Origin of the sequence: Yinghuangia sp. ASG 101 (assembly GCF_021165735.1) — a bacterium.
In the GTDB taxonomy this organism is placed as follows: Bacteria; Actinomycetota; Actinomycetes; order Streptomycetales; family Streptomycetaceae; genus Yinghuangia.
On the sequence record NZ_CP088911.1, the window covers coordinates 852727 to 868351 of the forward strand.

The window sequence follows — 15625 nt, forward strand, 5'->3', positions numbered from 1 at the left end:
CAGATTGACCGCTGGTGGCTCAGGTGCTTTCGACGAGCATCGCGGATGCCGCGAGGGCGGCCAACGCCGCGCGGAACCTGGGGAGTTCGTCGGTGGGGATGCCGCAGCCGTCGCACGCGGCGCGCGCGGTGGGCGCGTCGGGCAGGCGGCGTACGACCTCGACCAGGCGCCGGTCCTTGAGGAAGGTCAGGCGGCGCGTTCCGAAGTGGTAGAGCAGCGCCCCGAACGGCTCGGGCCGCAGGGAGACCTGCGGGTGCAGGGCCCACGGGCGGTCGAGGTCGATCCCGGGCCGTGCGGGCCGGTCCGGTCCGGCGGGTGCCGCCGCGTCCGTGCCGCGTTCGCCCGCGTCGTCGCGCGGCGGCGCCGACGTGCCGTTCCCGTGCGGCGTTCCGGTCGGCCGCCCGGCGGTCGCGGGGCGGTGCTCCGGGTCGGACGCGCCGCTCCCCCGCCGCGGCTCGGGCGTTTCCGTTGGCGCGACGGCCCCGTCCGGGCCGGTCGGCCCGCTCGGCCTGGGGGACATCAGTACACGCCGCACATGCCGTCGATCGAGACGTCCTCGATCAGGGATTCCGCCAGGGCCTCCTCCGCGGCGGCGTCCGCGGAAGCGTCGGCGGCCTCGCCGGCGAGGCTCGCGGCGTCGCGGGTTTCGGCGTCAAGGACATCGTGGCCGGTGTTCATCGGGCCTCCTCGCACTGGTCTGCGACCAGATCATCTGGTGTTCTTGCGGTGCGAGGATATTATTTGCATCGAGTGCCAAAAGGAAGCCCCTCCCTGTGCGAACCTTGAACGGCGTCCGCGTCCCCGACGTGCTCGTGATCGGCGCCGGCGCGTCCGGCTGCGCCCTGGCGGCGCGCCTGAGCGAAGCCGACGACGTGCTCGTCACCCTGGTCGAGGCCGGGCCCGTCCCGCGCGACGGCTTCCCCGACCACGCTCTCGACGCCCGACTCGTGCCGGGCGCGCGGACGGCCGGGCACCCGTACGTGGTGCCCTGGCCCGCGCGGCTGTTCCCCGACCGCCCCTACGCCGCCCCCCGAGGCCGCGTCCTCGGCGGCTCGACCACAGTCAACGGCGGCTACTTCATCCGGGCGCGGCAGACCGACTTCGCCCGGTGGGCCCACGACGCCGACGACGAACGCTGGTCGTACACAAGGGTGTTGCCGTTCCTGCGCGCGTCCGAGACCGACCTCGACCACCCCGACGCGCCCGAGCACGGAGACGCGGGCCCGGTCCCGGTGTCGCGACCCAACCCGGACCACCCGGCCGCGACCGCGTTCCTGGCCGCGGCCCGGGAATCCGGCCACGCCGCCGAGCCCGACAAGAACGCGCAGCGCACGCCCGGCGGCGGCGGCGTCCCGACGAACACGCGCGACGGGCACCGCGTCAACGCGGGCCTCGCGTACCTGCGCGCGGCGGCGCACCGGCCGAACCTGACCGTGCGCGGCGGCTGCACGGTGCACGCGGTCGTCGTCGAGCGGGGACGCGCGGTCGGCGTGCTCGTCGACGACAACGGGCGGCGCGAACTCCTGCGGGCCGGCGAAGTCGTCGTGTGCGCGGGCGCGTTCGGCAGCGCACATCTGCTGCATCTGTCGGGTCTCGGCCCGGCCGGGATGCTCGCCGCGGCCGGCATCCCCGTCGTCCAGGACCTCCCCGAGATCGGCGCGGCCCTCAGCGACCACCCGCAGATCGCCTTCGACTGGACACCCCGGCGCCGCATGCCGGCACCGGAGGGCTCCTGGCTCGGCGCGGCACTGCACCTGCGGTCGAGCGACGGGGACGCCGCCGGGGACCTGGAAATCCTCCAGTCGCTCCTGCCCACGGCCGCGCTCACGGGGGGCACCACCGCCGTCGACCCCGGGCGCCCGCTGCCGTTCCTCGTCTCGGTGCAGACGCCGCGACGCGGCGGCGGCCTGCGCACCATGGCGGCCGACCCGGGCACGCCGCCGCTCATCGACTACGGCTACCTGGCCGGGGCGGCCGACCGCCGCCGCCTGCGCGAGGCGGTACGGGCCACGGCCGCCGTCGTGGGCACGGCCGCGTTCGCGGAGATCGCGGCGGCGGTCACCGACCCGATTCCGGCCGTGCTGGACGACGATCGCGCGCTCGACGCGTGGGTCCGCGTCCGGCTCGGCACGTCGCAGCACACGTGCGGCACGGTGCCGATGGGCCCGTCGGGCGCGGTCGACGCCCACGGCCGGGTGTACGGCGTGTCCGGCCTGCGGGTGGCCGACACGTCGGTGCTGCCGACCGCGCCGATGCGGGGGCCCGCGGCGACCGCCGTCCTCATCGGGGAACTCGCGGCCGATTCGCTGCTGCGTCAGTGACGGTGTGCGGGCCGGTCCCGGCGCGCGGAGGCACCCGCGTCCGCCCCCTGGGCGTCGGCGACCGCGCGCAGCCCCGTCGCGATGTGCCGGAGGGCCTGGTCGAGGAGCGACGGCAGGTCGGCCGCGTCGTCGTCCAGCCAACTCTCGTACGCCGACACCGCGGCGGCCAACGCGGCGTGCCCCACGAGCCGGGGCACGAGGGCATCGGCGGGCAGGCCCGTGCGCTCGGCCGCGAAGTCGGTGATGATCCCCCGCCACGCGGCGTAGCGCACCGCGGCGTCGCCCTGGAGCGTCGGAACCCGAAGGATCAGCCGCATCCGCTGGCGGTGCCACGGCACTTCGGCGACGTCGAAGCGGTTGAACTCCATGATCGCCTCGCGCAGGACGTCCGTGGCGGGCGTGTCCGGATCGGACGAGGCCAGCAACTCCCGGAGCCTGCCGAGGTGTTCCTCGAAGTCGCCCCAGACCAGGTCGTTCTTGGAGGCGAAGTAGCGGAAGAACGTCCGGCGGGCGATCCCGGCCGCGGCGGCGATGTCGTCGATCGTGGTGTCGTCGAAACCGTTCCGGGCGAACAACTCGAATCCCAGTCGCTCCAACGACGCCCGCGACGTCGCCGGCGGCCTGCCCTGCCTGCTCCGCCCGCGCGCGGCGCCCGTGGCTGTCACGACGGCCTCCTCGCGCCCGGTCGACGTCTCTCGTCCGCGCAGCACCCTACTCTCGAACGAGCGCCCGCTCACGGGGAGCACTCGCGCGGTTCCGGCGCCGCGCTACGCCCCCGTGAGCGGCCACGACGCCACGTCCTCGTAGCGCGTCGGCCCCGCACCGGCGACCGAACGCACCAGGCGCAGCCGATCGGCCGCCCACCACGCGCCGGTGAGGTCCGCGAGGTCGGCCACCGCGTGCCGCAGCGCCGCCGCGCCCTCGCGCGCCTCCCGCTCGGGCTTCCGCGGCACCCGCGCGAGGGTCAGGTGCGCGTGCCACGCCCGCTCCTCCACGGGAATGCCGCTCTTGGCCGCCGCACGCCGCGCTCCGACGGCAAGCGCCGGCAACGCACGTCGGGCCCGGCCGCGGCGGGCGCCGTGCCGGGCGCGGCCGGAATCGTGGACGTCGTGGCCGGGGGCGTGGGTGTCGTGGCCGGAATCGTGAGCGTCGTCGCCCGGGGCGTGGGCGGCGCGGCCGGGATCGGAGGCAGTGCGGCCGGGATCGTCGGTGTCGTGGCCGACGGCGTGGGCGGCGCGGCCGACGGCGTGGGCGGTGCAGCCGGGGGCGTGGGCGTCGTCGCCCGGGGGGTGGGCGGTACGGCCGGGATCGCGGGCGGCGCGGTGCCCGGTCTCGATCCCGGCCCACAGGACCCGGTCACCGAACCGGCCGCCGCCGGCCACCCGCAGCGCCAGGGCGGGATGCCGCGACGCGACGCGCGCGAGACGCGGCTCCAGCACCGCCCGGGCGTCGTCGCCGACCTCCCCGAGGAACACGAGGGTCACGTGCCACGCTTCGGGCTCGGTCCAGCGCAGCACCGGATACCGGCCGCGCACCCGCTCCACCACGCCCGCCAACTCCGCCGCCGCCTCGGCGGGCGGAGTCAGCGCCACGAACAGCCGCATCCCGCGCCCTCATTCCCCGGTCACCGACGAGGACGTCGCTTCCCTTCCCCGGCGCCCTCGCCGACCGCGATCGATCCCCTCCCCCGATCCTCGGCCGTCGCCCCGGACTCCGCATCCCGCACTCGCGGGTGATCGGCCGGCGGCGGTCAGGCGCATCGCGACCCGACCGCTCCGCGCCGCCGTGTCCCAGCGGGAGGCGAGCGCCGAGCACGCGAGCGCGGCCGGGCCTCCCGATCGTTCCCCGCCACCATGTCCCCACGGGAAGCGGTCGCCGCGCGCGCAGGGCCAGCCCATCCCGCCCCGGCCGTTCCCCGTCACCACGCCCCCGCTGAAAGCGGGCGCCGAGCACGCGAGCAGGGTGGCGTGGTCCCGCCCCGACCGTTCCGCGCCTCCGTATCCCCGCGGGCACGGGCTCGCCGGCCCGGTGTCTTCGGCCCGCCGCGCGGACCGACACGCCGCGACGGTCAGCCCGTGAGCCCCGCGATGACGTCCGCCGCCCACTGCTCCGCCTCGTCGAGTGCGGCCGTGAGCGTGTCCGGCGTCGTCCCGAGGGCCGCGAAGAGGCTGTGTGCGCGAGCCGCGAAATCATCGTTCGCCGTGGGGAGTTCGTCCACGCCCGCGACGGCGCCCTTCTCGTTGAACACCCAGACTCCGGCGTCCGCGTGGCGGGCCTGGACGAGGAGCCCCACGGCGCGGAAGAGGCAGCCCGCGACGTAGAACGCGTCGCCGCGCACCGCCCCCTTGCGGGCCACCGACAACGTGAACGGCACTTCCCACCGCGCGTTGCCGACCAGGGCCTCGCGCAGGGGCTCCGGATACGCGCGGGTCTCCTGTTGCAGGCGGTGGAGTTCGCCCTCGGGGTCGGCGAGGATGCGGCCGACCGCCAATTCTCCGACGTACGCGTGCGAGTAGACGCCCAGGGGATGCCCCGCCTGCACGCCGACCTCGAATCGCCCGGCCCGGCACTCCCGCCAGATCCGACCCACGCGGTCCACGTCGCGATAGATCCAGTCGACCCGGCGACCGCCGACCGTCAGCCAGCCGCCGCCGTCCACCCACGGCCCCCAGCCACCGGGCTCGGTGACCTCCGTCGCCTCACCGGTCAGCTCGGCCGCGAGCGCCCGTAGCGCGGCGGTGTCCAAGGGCGGCCGGTAGTACAGCCCCAGGTCGAAGTCGGAGTCGGCATGGTGCGTCCCTTTCGCCCGGCTTCCCCCCAGGCACACCCCGACGATGCCCTCGACCCGCACCAACCGCTCCGCGATCTCCGCCAACCAGCTCTCGTCCATACGGGAGATCCTGCAAACCCCGCGCCGTCTCCGCGACTTCTTTTTCGCGGACGACGCACGCGGTCGGAGGCCGACGACCGACCGGTGTGCGGCGCCGCGGCGTCGGGCGGCGACATGCGCGCGGTCTGTCGCCGTTCGCCCGGACCGCCCGCGGCGTCCGGCGCGCGGGCTCGGGCAATCCGAGCAGGAGACCGATATCGCCGGTCGGCGCGCGGGCCTGCCGCACGCCGGACCGGCGCCGATGCCCCGCCGCGCGTCGGGCGAGAGGTCCCCGTGAGCAGCGGTGGGTGCGGCCGGATTCCGGCGGCTCCTCCGAGCCGTCCGCCCGCCACCTCCTCGGCCCGCTCCCCGCGTCCGGCACGCCGACGCGACCGGTCGGGCAGGAGGGCGATGTCGCCGTCCTGCCCGACCGGTTGCCCGCTCGTGCCGTGCAACGCGCCCGGGGACGCGGGCCGGTGCGCGGGTCCGGGGTCAGCAGTCGCGCATTGTCGGTGACTGGTTGAGGAGTTGGCCTCGGATCGAGGTGAAGGCCGCGTGGCGGTCGGTGTCGAGGCCGGTCGCGGGGAAGACCGCGACGCGGTGGCAGTTCTGGAAGGCGAGGCGGACGTCGAAGTGGCGTTCCAGCGAGCCCCGGATGGCGTCGGAGGCGAGCGCGCGCAGGAGCTGGCCGCGTTCGGCCTCGGTGGCGGGCGGCACCTGGTTGTCGGCGAACGGGCCGCCCTCGTCGCGCAGCCGGGTCGCGAGCGACGAGACGAGCTGCCAGGCGTACGGCAGGGAGTCGCGTACGCAGGCGACGAACTCCCTTTCGTCCACATCGCCTTGCTCGGCCTTCTCCAGCAGTGCGGGGGATACGTCGAGAGACATCGGTGCCGTCCTTTCGACCGGAACACGGTTGGCTGCTCCGGGAGTTCGGGGTGTGGCGCAAGGGAGTACGCGGCCGACGCGCGGTGTTCGCGGTCGGACGTGGCCACACTTCGACGCTATCGGCAACGATTGTCATCTTCAACCTCTTCGTCAACCCGGCGTGTCCGGACGGTCACCGTCGCGCGGGCCCGGCGGGCGGCCGGGCGCGGGACGCGTCGGTTGCCACTCCGTCGGTGAGAAGTTACGTTCCTCGAAATGAGAATGACGTGTTCGGCGGTCGGGGGGGGCTCGGCGCGGTCGGCAACCGTGCGGACGTCCGGTTCCGACGTCGTTCACGGTCGGTTCCGGGTGAGGCGGGCGAGACGTCCCGCTCGGGGCGCGAGACCTCGCATGTGACCGATCGCATCGGCACCGCAACCACCATGGAGGGTGGGCACCGTGACCAACGTCAGTGAGGCCGGCGACCTGTACTGGGACCCGATCGACAAGGTGATCGACATCGACCCGTACCCGCTGTGGCGGCGGATGCGGGAGGAGCAACCGGTCTACCGCAACGACAAGTTCGACTTCTTCGCGCTGTCCCGGTTCGAGGACGTGGAGACGGCGCACCGGGACACCGGCACCTACAGTTCGGCGCACGGCACGGTTCTGGAGATCATGTCCCCGGAGCCGCTGCCCGTGCAGATGATGATCTTCTCGGACCCGCCCGGGCACAAGACGCTGCGGACGCTGGTGTCCCGGGCGTTCACCGCGCGCCGGGTCGCCGCACTGGAGGAGCACATCCGGGCGCTGTGCGTCGAGATGCTCGATCCGCGCGTCGGCAGCGGCGGTTTCGACTATGTGCAGGACTTCGCGGCGCGGCTGCCCTCGGAGGTCATCTCCGAGCTGATCGGCGTCGATCCGGCGGACCGCGAGGAGGTCCGCAGGATCATCGACCGGACCTTCCACATCGAGGAGGGCACGGGGATGGTCAACGACGTCTCCTTCGCCGCCCAGATCGAGTTGCACACCTACTTCACCGAGCAGATCGACCTCCGCCGCCGCGCGCCGCGCGACGACATGATGACCGGTCTCGTCGACGCCGAGGTGGCCACCGACGAGGGCACGCGCCGCCTGAACACCGACGAGGCGGCGACGATCACGAACGAGATCGTCGCGGCGGGGACGGAGACGGTCGTCCGGCTCCTCGGGTGGGCGTGCACGCTCCTGGAGTCCCATCCCGACCAGCGCGCGCTGCTGGCGGCCGACCCGTCGCTGATCAGGAACGCGGTCGAGGAGACCCTGCGGTACGAGGCGCCGTCGCCGGTCCAGGGGCGCGTGGTGACGCGGGATGTGGAACTGCACGGCACCGTGATCCCGGAGCGTTCGAAGGTGCTGCTGCTGACGGCGTCGGCGAACCGCGACCCCGCGATGTACGACGAGCCCGACCACTACGACGTGCGCCGGAAGTTCGACGGCCACGTCTCGTTCGGGCACGGCGTCCACTTCTGCCTCGGCGCGGCCCTCGCGCGGCTGGAGGGGCGCGTCGCGCTGGAGGAGACGCTGAAGCGCTTCCCGGCGTGGGAGGTGGACCGCGACCGCGCCGTCCGGCTGCACACCAGCACGGTGCGCGGGTACGAGCGGCTGCCGATCACGTTCTGACGCGGGCGCCGCGCCACCGGTCGTCGCACGGACCCGAGCCGTCGTGGCCGCCGCCGCGTGACGCTCGGCGGCGTGATCGGGGCCACCAAAAGGCCCAGAGGCGGAACCCCCACCGCCGGGTGGGGACTGCGGTTTCCCCGGCGGCGGGGGTTTCCCGCATCCCCCTGTGGCCAGGGTCGCGCGCCGGGAGCCTCCCGCACATTGCCGGAGTCCGGCAGTATTGACCAGGCCCCGCATGCCTGCCGGCCCGCGCCCCCCGGAGCCGCGGCCGTCCGCGCGGTCGGGGCGGCGGGGTCATATCGGCTGTGGCGGAGGGGAGTTGCGGGGATGCGTCGGGTCGCCGTACCGGAGGAATACCTCGACGGATTCGATGCGATCCTCGCGGAGGTCTCCCTCACCGGGCGCCGTCTGACCCGGACGGAGCTGGACCAGCGTGGGGAGTTGGGCGAGCGCGCGGCCGAAGAGGGCGTCAGCCAGCGGCAGGTGGTCGCCGCGTACGTCGCCGCCGCGCGGGGTTCGTGGGCGGCGCTGCCGGGCGTCCGGAAGGGCGCGACGGCCCGCGACGTCGCGGGGATCGCGGAGAGCGTGTTGGACGCGCTCGGGCAGGCGGTCGAGGCGGTGTGCGCGGGGCACTCCCGCGCACAGGTTCTGGCGGTGCGTCAGGAGGAGGCGGCGCGAAGGGAGTTCGTCGACGACCTGCTCTACGGGCGCAGCGATTTGGGGCGACTGGCCGAGCGCGCCGAGCGGTTCGGCCTGCGGCTGGCCCACGACCACGCGGTGGCGGTGGCCGCCGGGCCCGAGCCGTACACCGACACCCACCGCGTCACCCGCCAGGTCGAGAGCGCGCTGACCAGCCGCTTCGGGGACCGCCGCATCCTCCTGACCACCAAGGACGACCGCCTGGTGTGCGTCGCGCCCGGGTCGCGCGACGAGATGCTGACGTTCTTCGCGGCGCAGGCGCGGGCGGCCTCGGGCAGCGGGACCGTGGCCATCGGGCGCGCGCACCGCGGGCCGGGCGGGGTCGTGCACTCCTACGAAGAGGCCCTGGGGGCCTTGGATCTGGCGGCTCGGATCGGTCTGAGCACTCCGGTCCTGCGTTCCGCGGACCTGCTGGTCTTCCCGGTGCTCACGCGGGACCGGCAGGCGATGGCCGACCTGGTCCGGACGAAGCTCGGCCCGCTGCGCAAGGCGCGCGGGGGCGCGGAGCCACTGTTGGAGACGCTGTGGGTGTACTTCGACGCGGGCTGCGTCTCCACGGAGGCGGCGCGGCGGCTGCGCCTCAGCGTGCGCGCGCTCACGTACCGGCTGGAGCGGATCAAGACGCTCACCGGCGCGGACCCGGCCGAGCCGCTGCAGCGGTACATGCTGCACACCGCGGTGATCGGCGCCAGGCTCCTGGACTGGCCGGCGCGGGAGTTGTGACGGGGGCGGCGGTCGACGCGGCGGGGTGACCGCCGGGGTGTCGCGCGGGCCCGCGCGGGCGGGGCGCCGGTCGTTGCCCGGCTTCGCCGGCACCTCGCGCGCGCGGTCCGCGGGAGCGCCCGTCCCCCGTCCCCCGTTCCCCGGCCGATCGCCGGGCGCCGCCGGTCGGGCGCCCCCGTCCGCGCACCGATCCCCGTGGGCGTCGGCCCGCGTGCGGAGCGAGGGGCGTCCGGGAATCTTCGGGCACCCCTTCCAAATTCTTGTTCTCTCTGATCAGAATGATATTCTCCCCGAGCGGAGACGACGTTTCACGCCGCACCGCCGGCGCGGCGGCCATGGTGGAGGGTGGAGCGCTGACGTGACGTTGCCGATGACACCGACGTGGCATGCCGAGCACACGCCCGACGCGGCGGCCCTGATCATGGGGGCGAGTGGTGAGGTCACCACGTACGCCCAGCTTGAGGACCGCTCCACCCGCCTCGCGCGGGCGCTGCGCGACCGGGGCGTCGCGCCCGGCGGCCAGATCGCGGTGCTCATGGAGAACAACCGGCAGTACCTGGAGGTCGCGTGGGCCGGGCAGCGCTCGGGCCTGCGCTACACCGCGATCAACAACCACCTGCGCGCGGCCGAGGTGCAGTACGTCCTGGACGACTGCGGCGCGACCGCGCTCGTCGCGTCCGCGTCGATGGCCGAGGTGATCGCCGGTCTCGACCTGTCGCGCGTCACCGTCCGCATATCGGCCGCGGGCGACCTGCCCGGCTTCGAGCGGTACGCCGACGTGCTGGCCGCCGCGTCCCCCGGGCCGTTGGCGGACGAGCGCGAAGGCCGCGAGATGATCTACTCGTCCGGCACCACGGGCCGCCCGAAGGGCATCCGCAAGGAGCTGGCCGACAAGCCGTTCGGCGACCCGTCGTCGGCCCCCGTGCAGGTGGCCGAGGGCATCCGCGTCAACGGCGGCGTCCCGGAGGTGTACCTCTCCCCCGCGCCGCTGTACCACTCGGCGCCGCTCGTGTTCTCGATGTCGCTGCAGCGCCTCGGCGCGACGGTCGTGGTGATGGAGAGGTTCGACCCCCGGCTCTGCCTCGAACTCGTCGAGCGCCACCGCGTGACGCACACGCAGTTCGTGCCGACGATGTTCGTCCGCCTGCTCCAGCTGCCACCCGAGGAGCGCGAGCGCCACGACCTGTCCAGCCTGCGCTTCGTGATGCACGGCGCCGCGCCCTGCCCGGTGTCCGTCAAACGCCGGATGATCGAGTGGTGGGGGCCGATCATCCACGAGTACTACAGCGGCACCGAGGACGTCGGCAGCACGTACATCTCGCCCACCGAATGGCTCGCGCACCCCGGGTCCGTCGGCCGGCCGCTCCAGATCTGCCACATCGTCGGCGAGGACGGCGAGGAAGTACCGGTCGGGCAGCAGGGCGTCGTCTACTTCGAGGGCGGACGGTCGTTCGAGTACCACAAGGACCCCGGCAAGACGGCGTCCGTACGCAACGCGCACGGCTGGCAGACCCTCGGCGACATCGGCTACGTCGACGCCGACGGCTACCTCTACCTGACGGACCGTCAAGCGCACATGATCATCTCCGGTGGCGTCAACATCTATCCGCAGGAAGCCGAGAACGTGCTCGCCGGGCACCCCGAGGTGGCGGACGTCGCGGTGATCGGCGTCCCGGATCCGGAGATGGGCGAGGCGGTCAAGGCGGTCGTGCAACCGACGGGCGCCGCACTCCCCGGCCCCGAGCTGGCGGCGGACCTTTTGGCCTTCTGCCGCGGCGAGTTGGCCACCTACAAGTGCCCGCGCAGCATCGACTTCGTCGACGAACTCCCGCGCGACCCGAACGGCAAGCTCTACAAGCGGCTGCTGCGCGAACGCTATTGGGAGGGACACGACTCCCGTGTGATCTGACCGCCGACACCCCGCGCGCGACCGGGAGTTCACCCCCGGGGCGCGCACCGCCGCCCGTCCGCATCCCGCCTACGCACCAATCCCGAGCACGAAATGGGGAACCCTGTGACTGCCTCCGAGAAAACCGTCCCGGCGCTGGACGCCGAGCAGACCGCTCGGCTCACCGCGTGGATGGACGCCGCCGGCCTGGCCGGGGCCGGTGCGCCGCTGGAGTCCCGCTACATCTCCGGGGGTGCGCAGAACGAGATCTACGAACTCTCGCGCGGCGACTTCCGCTGCGCGATGCGCATCCCGCCGACCACCGCCCCGGCCGACCGCGACAAGGGCATCCTCCGCGAGTGGCGCATCATCGAGGCGCTGAACGGCACCGACGTCCCGCACACCGAGGCCGTCGCGGTCTGCGACGACAAGTCCGTCCTCGGCCGGACGTTCTACCTCATGGGCTTCGTCGACGGCTGGTCGCCGATGAGCCTGCCCGGCGGCCCGCGTTGGGCCGAGCCGTTCGACAAGGACGCCGAGGCGCGGGCCGGCCTCGGCTACCAACTCGCCGAGGGCGCCGCGCTGTTGTCCAAGGTCGACTGGAAGGCCAAGGGCCTCGCCGACCTCGGCCGCCCCGACGGCTTCCACGAGCGCCAGGTCGACCGCTGGACCGCCTTCCTGAACCGCATCAAGGGCCGCGAGATCCCCGGCTTCGACGAGGCGTCGGCCTGGCTCCGCGCCCACCGCCCGATCGACTTCGTCCCCGGACTCATGCACGGCGACTACCAGTTCGCCAACGTCATGTACGCCCACGACGCCCCCGCGCGCCTGGCCGCGATCGTCGACTGGGAGATGGGCACGGTCGGCGACCCCAAGATCGACCTCGCCTGGCTCCTCGAACGCTGGCCCGAGGACACCGGCACCCCCGAGGCCGCCACGTGCAGCTACGTCGACATGACCGGCATGCCGTCGCGCTCGACGATCATCGCGCACTACGCCGAGGTCTCCGGGCGCCAGGTCGACGACATCGACTACTACCTGATCCTCGCCAAGTGGAAGCTCGCCGTCGTCCTCGAACAGGGCTTCCAGCGCGCGGGCGACAACCCGACGCTGCAGATGTTCGGGCCGATGGTGCTCGACCTGATGAAGGAGTCCGCCGACCTGGCGGCGACCACCGACTACCGCAACTGAGCGGCCGGTGACCTTGCGGAATTCCATACGGCCGCGCGGGATTCCGCAAGGTCACCCCGGGGCGTCCGGCCGACCCGGCGCGCCCATCGCCGCGAGTCGTCGTGCCAGTGCCGCAGCGGCCTCCCGCAACGCGTCGGGCTCCAACACCTCCGCCTCGAATCCCAGCCGCGCCACCTGCAGCGCGATCCAGTCCAGGTCGTCCGCGCCGACGACGAGCACACACCTGCCGTCGCCATCGTCCTCGACGTGGGCCACCTGGGGCGGCACCAGCTCCCGCACCTGATCGGGCCGCGCGAGCAGGCGGACCCGGGCGATGTGCCGGTACGGCGCCTCGGCGATGGAGTGCCGTACGTACGCCACCGGCTCGGGATGCTCCCGGGCCGGGAACTGCCATGTCGTCGCGGCCACTTCGCGCATCCGGTCGAGCCGGAACGTACGCCAGTCGCCGCGGTCGACGTCCCACGCCATCAAGTACCAGCGGTGGCTGGTGGCGACCATGCGCACCGGCTCGACCGTACGCTCCCGCTCGGCCCCCCGGCTGTCCGCATAACGGAACCGCACCCGCACCAGGTCACGACAGGCCCGGGCCAGCGTCACCAGCACCTCGGCGTCGATCTCCGTACCCGGGCCGACCAGGGTCGCGGTGGCGGCGTGCACGGCCCGCACCTCCGCGCGCAGCCGGGGCGGCATCACCTGGTCGAGCTTGGCGAGCGCGCGCAGCGCCGCCTCCCCCGTCCCGGCGACGGTTCCCCCTGATGCCAGCCGCAGGGACACCCCTGTCGCGATCGCCTCGTCATCGTCGAGGAGCAGCGGCGGCATCCGCGCGCCCGCCCCGAGCCGGTACCCGCCGCCGACGCCGGGGAGCGCGTGTACGGGGTAGCCGAGCGCGCGCAACCGGCCCACGTCGCGGCGTACCGAACGGTCGGTGACGCGCAGTTCGGCCGCGAGTTCGGCGGCGGTCCACGACGGCCGGTGCTGCAGCAGCGCCAGCAGACGCAGCACGCGTTCGGTTGTCGCCTCGACGGACACGCTCACACCGTTCTCTTCATCACGGACCGATCCTGTCCGCTATCGACGCCACGATGGTCCCATGACCGACGACGCCTGGAACCCCCTGCTCCGTGAGCAGATCGCCGCGCACTGGTCCGGCCAGGTGCGCCCCCGCCTCGACGGGCTCACCGACGACGAGTATTTCTGGGAACCCGTGCCCGATTGTTGGAACGTACGCCCGCGCGGGACCGGCACCGCTCCGGTGCGGGCGGGATCCGGTGCGATGACCATCGACTTCGCGATGCCGATTCCGGAACCGCCGCCGGTGACGACGATCGCCTGGCGGCTCGGCCATGTGATCGTCGGGGTGCTCGCGGTACGCAACGCCGCGCATTTCGGCCACCCGCCGACCGACTACCAGGCGTTCGAGTACGCCGAAACCGCGCAGGCCGCGCTCGCGCAACTCGACACGCACTACGCCCGGTGGCTGCGCGGGGTCGCGGCCCTGGGCGAAGCGGCCCTCGGCCGACCCTGCGGCGAGGCGGAGGGCCCGTACGCCGAGCGTTCGTGGGCCGCGTTGGTGCTGCACATCAACCGCGAGCTGATCCACCATCTGTCGGAGGTGTGCCTGCTCCGCGACCTCTACGCGCACACGCCCGACCCGACCCGACCGAAGGCGAGCTGACATGGCTCTCGAAGTCCAGATCACCATCGACTGCGCCGACCCCGCCGAACTCGCCGCCTTCTGGGCCGAGGCCCTCGGCTACCGGCCGCAACCCCCGCCCGTGGGGTTCGCGACGTGGGACGACGCGCTGGAGGCCATGGGCGTACCGCCCGAACGCCGCAACGACGCCTCCGCCCTGATCGACCCCGAGGGCAACGGCCCGCGGCTGTTCTTCCAGCGCGTCCCCGAACCCAAGCGGGCCAAGAACCGCCTCCACCTCGACCTCCGAGCCGCCCCCGGCCTCCAGGGCGACGCCCGCATGGAGGCCCTCGAAGCCACCGCCGCCCACCTCACGACCCGAGGCGCCACCCGCCTCACCCGCCACGACCCCGCCCCACCCCTCAACGCCGGCCACATCGTCATGGCCGACCCGGAAGGCAACGAATTCTGCCTCGACTGACCCCGACCGACCGGATGCCCAGCGCCCATCGAACGTCCACGGACGAACCGTCGTTGCCACGACGGCTCGACGCGGGACGGCACACGGGCACGTCCGACCGGCCACGAAGTCCCAAGCGACCACGCCTCCTGAGCCGATTCGGGCGCGGAAGTCCCGTGTCCGCGGCGACGTGCGGTGCGGCGGGAGGTCTCCGGGCGCGACGCACGCTCGTCGCGCCCGGAGTTCCTACGCGTCGGGCGTCGACCCGCTCGGCTTGGCCGCCCGCCGTCGGATCACCGCGTCGCGTACCCGCACGGCGGCCGTGGCGGCGGGCTCGTGTTCCCAGACCCGGACCGCCAGCCAGCCCGCACTCGCGAGGCGCGCGTCGGTGTCGGCGTCCCGCCGTTGATTGCCCTCGATCTTGGTACGCCAGAATTCGGCGTTGCGTTGTGGCCACGTGGCGTGCTCGGGACACCCGTGCCAGAAGCATCCGTCGACGAACACCGCGACCTTCGCCGGACCGAACACGATGTCGGCCTCCCTCCGGACACCCACGACCGGCCTGCGGTGCACCCGAAATCGCAGCCCCGCCGCGTGAAGGGCCCGACGCAACGCCAACTCGACCTGTGTGTCCCGGCTCTTCTGGCGGCTCATGCGCGCCCTCGTCCCGGGCGTCGACTCCAACGGCTTCACACCGAAATTCTCGTACACCGGCCCGACATCCCGGCGTACGGCGGCGCGGGGTGGGGGTCAGGCGGGCTCGTGGACGAGTTCGGTGGTGTTGCCGTCGGGGTCCTGGAGGAGGGCAATGCGGAGGCCGGGGGATATTTCGAGGGGGCCGAGTTGGACGGTGCCGTTGTGGGCCTTGGCGCGGGCGAGGGTGGCGTCGAGGTCGGTGACGGCGAGGGTGAGGTAGCGGAGGCCGGTGGTGGCGATGAAGGGGGTGACGGGAGTGGCCGGGGTGGGGGGTTCGGTGGGGACCATGATCTTGATCAGGGCGCCGGGGCCCTGGAGGCGGTGGACGGTGCCGGAGCCGGCTTCGACGGCGGGGAGCACTTCCAGTTCGAAGACGGCGGCGTAGTAGTCGGCGAGCGTGCTGTCGGTGCTGACGAGGCCGATTTCGATGCGCCGCAAGGTCATGGGAAGTCTCTCCTGGTCGGGGGTTCGGTCCGGAAGAGAGAGAATATCGTTCTTTGAGGGCGGAATGTCATTTTGAGGGGTGGTGGGGGACGGGGAGGAGAGGGCGTGCGGAGGTGTCGCCCGCGTGTGGTGGGGCGGATTCTCGGCGCACTTGGGTCGGGCGCCTGGTCACGCG

General features: G+C 73.4%; 16 protein-coding genes. 7 read left to right on the plus strand and 9 right to left on the minus strand.

Annotation, left to right across the window (positions count from 1 at the left end):
• Positions 1-19: 19 nt before the first annotated feature.
• Together mftB and mftA are read right to left on the minus strand one after the other, a co-directional pair.
• Positions 20-520, minus strand: coding sequence for a mycofactocin biosynthesis chaperone MftB (mftB, locus tag LO772_RS03310; protein ID WP_231776813.1), 501 nt, complete (start codon positions 518-520; stop codon positions 20-22).
• Positions 520-678, minus strand: coding sequence for a mycofactocin precursor MftA (gene mftA / locus LO772_RS03315; protein ID WP_231776814.1), 159 nt, complete (start codon positions 676-678; stop codon positions 520-522). Before mftA ends, mftB begins: the two co-directional genes overlap by 1 nt.
• Positions 679-773: 95 nt before the next feature.
• Between mftA and mftG the strand changes: the two genes are divergently transcribed.
• Positions 774-2321, plus strand: coding sequence for a mycofactocin dehydrogenase MftG (gene mftG / locus LO772_RS03320; RefSeq protein ID WP_231776815.1), 1548 nt, complete (start codon positions 774-776; stop codon positions 2319-2321).
• Here the strand turns inward: mftG and mftR are convergent.
• The 4 genes from mftR to LO772_RS03340 form a co-directional block, all read right to left on the minus strand.
• Positions 2315-2986, minus strand: a complete 672-nt coding sequence (gene mftR, locus LO772_RS03325; RefSeq protein WP_231776816.1) for a mycofactocin system transcriptional regulator — start codon at positions 2984-2986, stop codon at positions 2315-2317. The two genes, mftG and mftR, sit on opposite strands and share 7 nt — an antisense overlap.
• A gap of 102 nt (positions 2987-3088) precedes the next feature.
• Positions 3089-3925: an RNA 2',3'-cyclic phosphodiesterase gene (thpR, locus tag LO772_RS03330; RefSeq protein ID WP_231776817.1), complete on the minus strand. Its 837-nt coding sequence runs from the start codon at positions 3923-3925 to the stop codon at positions 3089-3091.
• 464 nt (positions 3926-4389) lie between these two features.
• The gene (locus LO772_RS03335; protein ID WP_231776818.1) at positions 4390-5211 is read right to left on the minus strand and encodes a nucleotidyltransferase domain-containing protein; all 822 of its coding nucleotides are present in this window, start codon (positions 5209-5211) and stop codon (positions 4390-4392) included.
• 471 nt (positions 5212-5682) lie between these two features.
• The gene (locus LO772_RS03340; RefSeq protein ID WP_231776819.1) at positions 5683-6075 is read right to left on the minus strand and encodes an SCO5389 family protein; all 393 of its coding nucleotides are present in this window, start codon (positions 6073-6075) and stop codon (positions 5683-5685) included.
• A gap of 438 nt (positions 6076-6513) precedes the next feature.
• Here LO772_RS03340 and LO772_RS03345 point away from each other — a divergent pair, with 438 nt between their 5' ends.
• The 4 genes from LO772_RS03345 (at position 6514) to LO772_RS03360 (ending at position 12217) form a co-directional block, all read left to right on the plus strand.
• Positions 6514-7716 carry a cytochrome P450 gene (locus LO772_RS03345; protein WP_231776820.1) on the plus strand — a complete coding sequence of 401 codons (1203 nt, stop codon included), beginning with the start codon at positions 6514-6516 and terminating at the stop codon, positions 7714-7716.
• 327 nt (positions 7717-8043) lie between these two features.
• Positions 8044-9138: a PucR family transcriptional regulator gene (locus tag LO772_RS03350; RefSeq protein ID WP_231776821.1), complete on the plus strand. Its 1095-nt coding sequence runs from the start codon at positions 8044-8046 to the stop codon at positions 9136-9138.
• 358 nt (positions 9139-9496) lie between these two features.
• Complete coding sequence (locus tag LO772_RS03355) at positions 9497-11047, plus strand: acyl-CoA synthetase (RefSeq protein WP_231776822.1); 1551 nt, start codon at positions 9497-9499, stop codon at positions 11045-11047.
• Between the two features lie 105 nt (positions 11048-11152).
• On the plus strand, positions 11153-12217 hold the full coding sequence (locus tag LO772_RS03360) for a phosphotransferase family protein (protein WP_231776823.1): 1065 nt from the start codon (positions 11153-11155) through the stop codon (positions 12215-12217).
• 51 nt (positions 12218-12268) lie between these two features.
• Here the strand turns inward: LO772_RS03360 and LO772_RS03365 are convergent, their stop codons facing one another.
• Entirely contained in the window at positions 12269-13246 is a 978-nt protein-coding gene (locus tag LO772_RS03365) for a helix-turn-helix transcriptional regulator (RefSeq protein WP_443089433.1), read from the minus strand.
• A 61-nt stretch (positions 13247-13307) separates the two neighbouring features.
• Here LO772_RS03365 and LO772_RS03370 point away from each other — a divergent pair, with 61 nt between their 5' ends.
• Positions 13308-13892 (plus strand): DinB family protein, encoded by a 585-nt coding sequence (locus LO772_RS03370; RefSeq protein WP_231776825.1) that lies wholly within the window; start codon positions 13308-13310, stop codon positions 13890-13892.
• Between the two features lies 1 nt (position 13893).
• Entirely contained in the window at positions 13894-14331 is a 438-nt protein-coding gene (locus LO772_RS03375) for a VOC family protein (protein WP_231776826.1), read from the plus strand.
• 225 nt (positions 14332-14556) lie between these two features.
• Here LO772_RS03375 and LO772_RS03380 read toward each other — a convergent pair whose 3' ends face one another.
• Both LO772_RS03380 and LO772_RS03385 read right to left on the minus strand, forming a co-directional pair.
• Positions 14557-15021, minus strand: a complete 465-nt coding sequence (locus tag LO772_RS03380; protein ID WP_331717306.1) for a very short patch repair endonuclease — start codon at positions 15019-15021, stop codon at positions 14557-14559.
• A gap of 39 nt (positions 15022-15060) precedes the next feature.
• On the minus strand, positions 15061-15450 hold the full coding sequence (locus LO772_RS03385; protein WP_231776828.1) for a VOC family protein: 390 nt from the start codon (positions 15448-15450) through the stop codon (positions 15061-15063).
• Positions 15451-15625 lie beyond the last annotated feature (175 nt).

What these genes read in the sequence shown, in the direction of transcription:
- LO772_RS03370 (WP_231776825.1), top strand. Translation starts at nt 13,308, where the DNA reads ATGACCGACGACGCCTGGAACCCCCTGCTCCGTGAGCAGATCGCCGCG.
- LO772_RS03335 (WP_231776818.1), bottom strand. Translation starts at nt 5,211, where the DNA reads ATGGACGAGAGCTGGTTGGCGGAGATCGCGGAGCGGTTGGTGCGGGTC.
- LO772_RS03375 (WP_231776826.1), top strand. Translation starts at nt 13,894, where the DNA reads ATGGCTCTCGAAGTCCAGATCACCATCGACTGCGCCGACCCCGCCGAA.
- mftB (WP_231776813.1), bottom strand. Translation starts at nt 520, where the DNA reads ATGTCCCCCAGGCCGAGCGGGCCGACCGGCCCGGACGGGGCCGTCGCG.
- thpR (WP_231776817.1), bottom strand. Translation starts at nt 3,925, where the DNA reads ATGCGGCTGTTCGTGGCGCTGACTCCGCCCGCCGAGGCGGCGGCGGAG.
- mftA (WP_231776814.1), bottom strand. Translation starts at nt 678, where the DNA reads ATGAACACCGGCCACGATGTCCTTGACGCCGAAACCCGCGACGCCGCG.
- LO772_RS03340 (WP_231776819.1), bottom strand. Translation starts at nt 6,075, where the DNA reads ATGTCTCTCGACGTATCCCCCGCACTGCTGGAGAAGGCCGAGCAAGGC.
- LO772_RS03350 (WP_231776821.1), top strand. Translation starts at nt 8,044, where the DNA reads ATGCGTCGGGTCGCCGTACCGGAGGAATACCTCGACGGATTCGATGCG.
- LO772_RS03385 (WP_231776828.1), bottom strand. Translation starts at nt 15,450, where the DNA reads ATGACCTTGCGGCGCATCGAAATCGGCCTCGTCAGCACCGACAGCACG.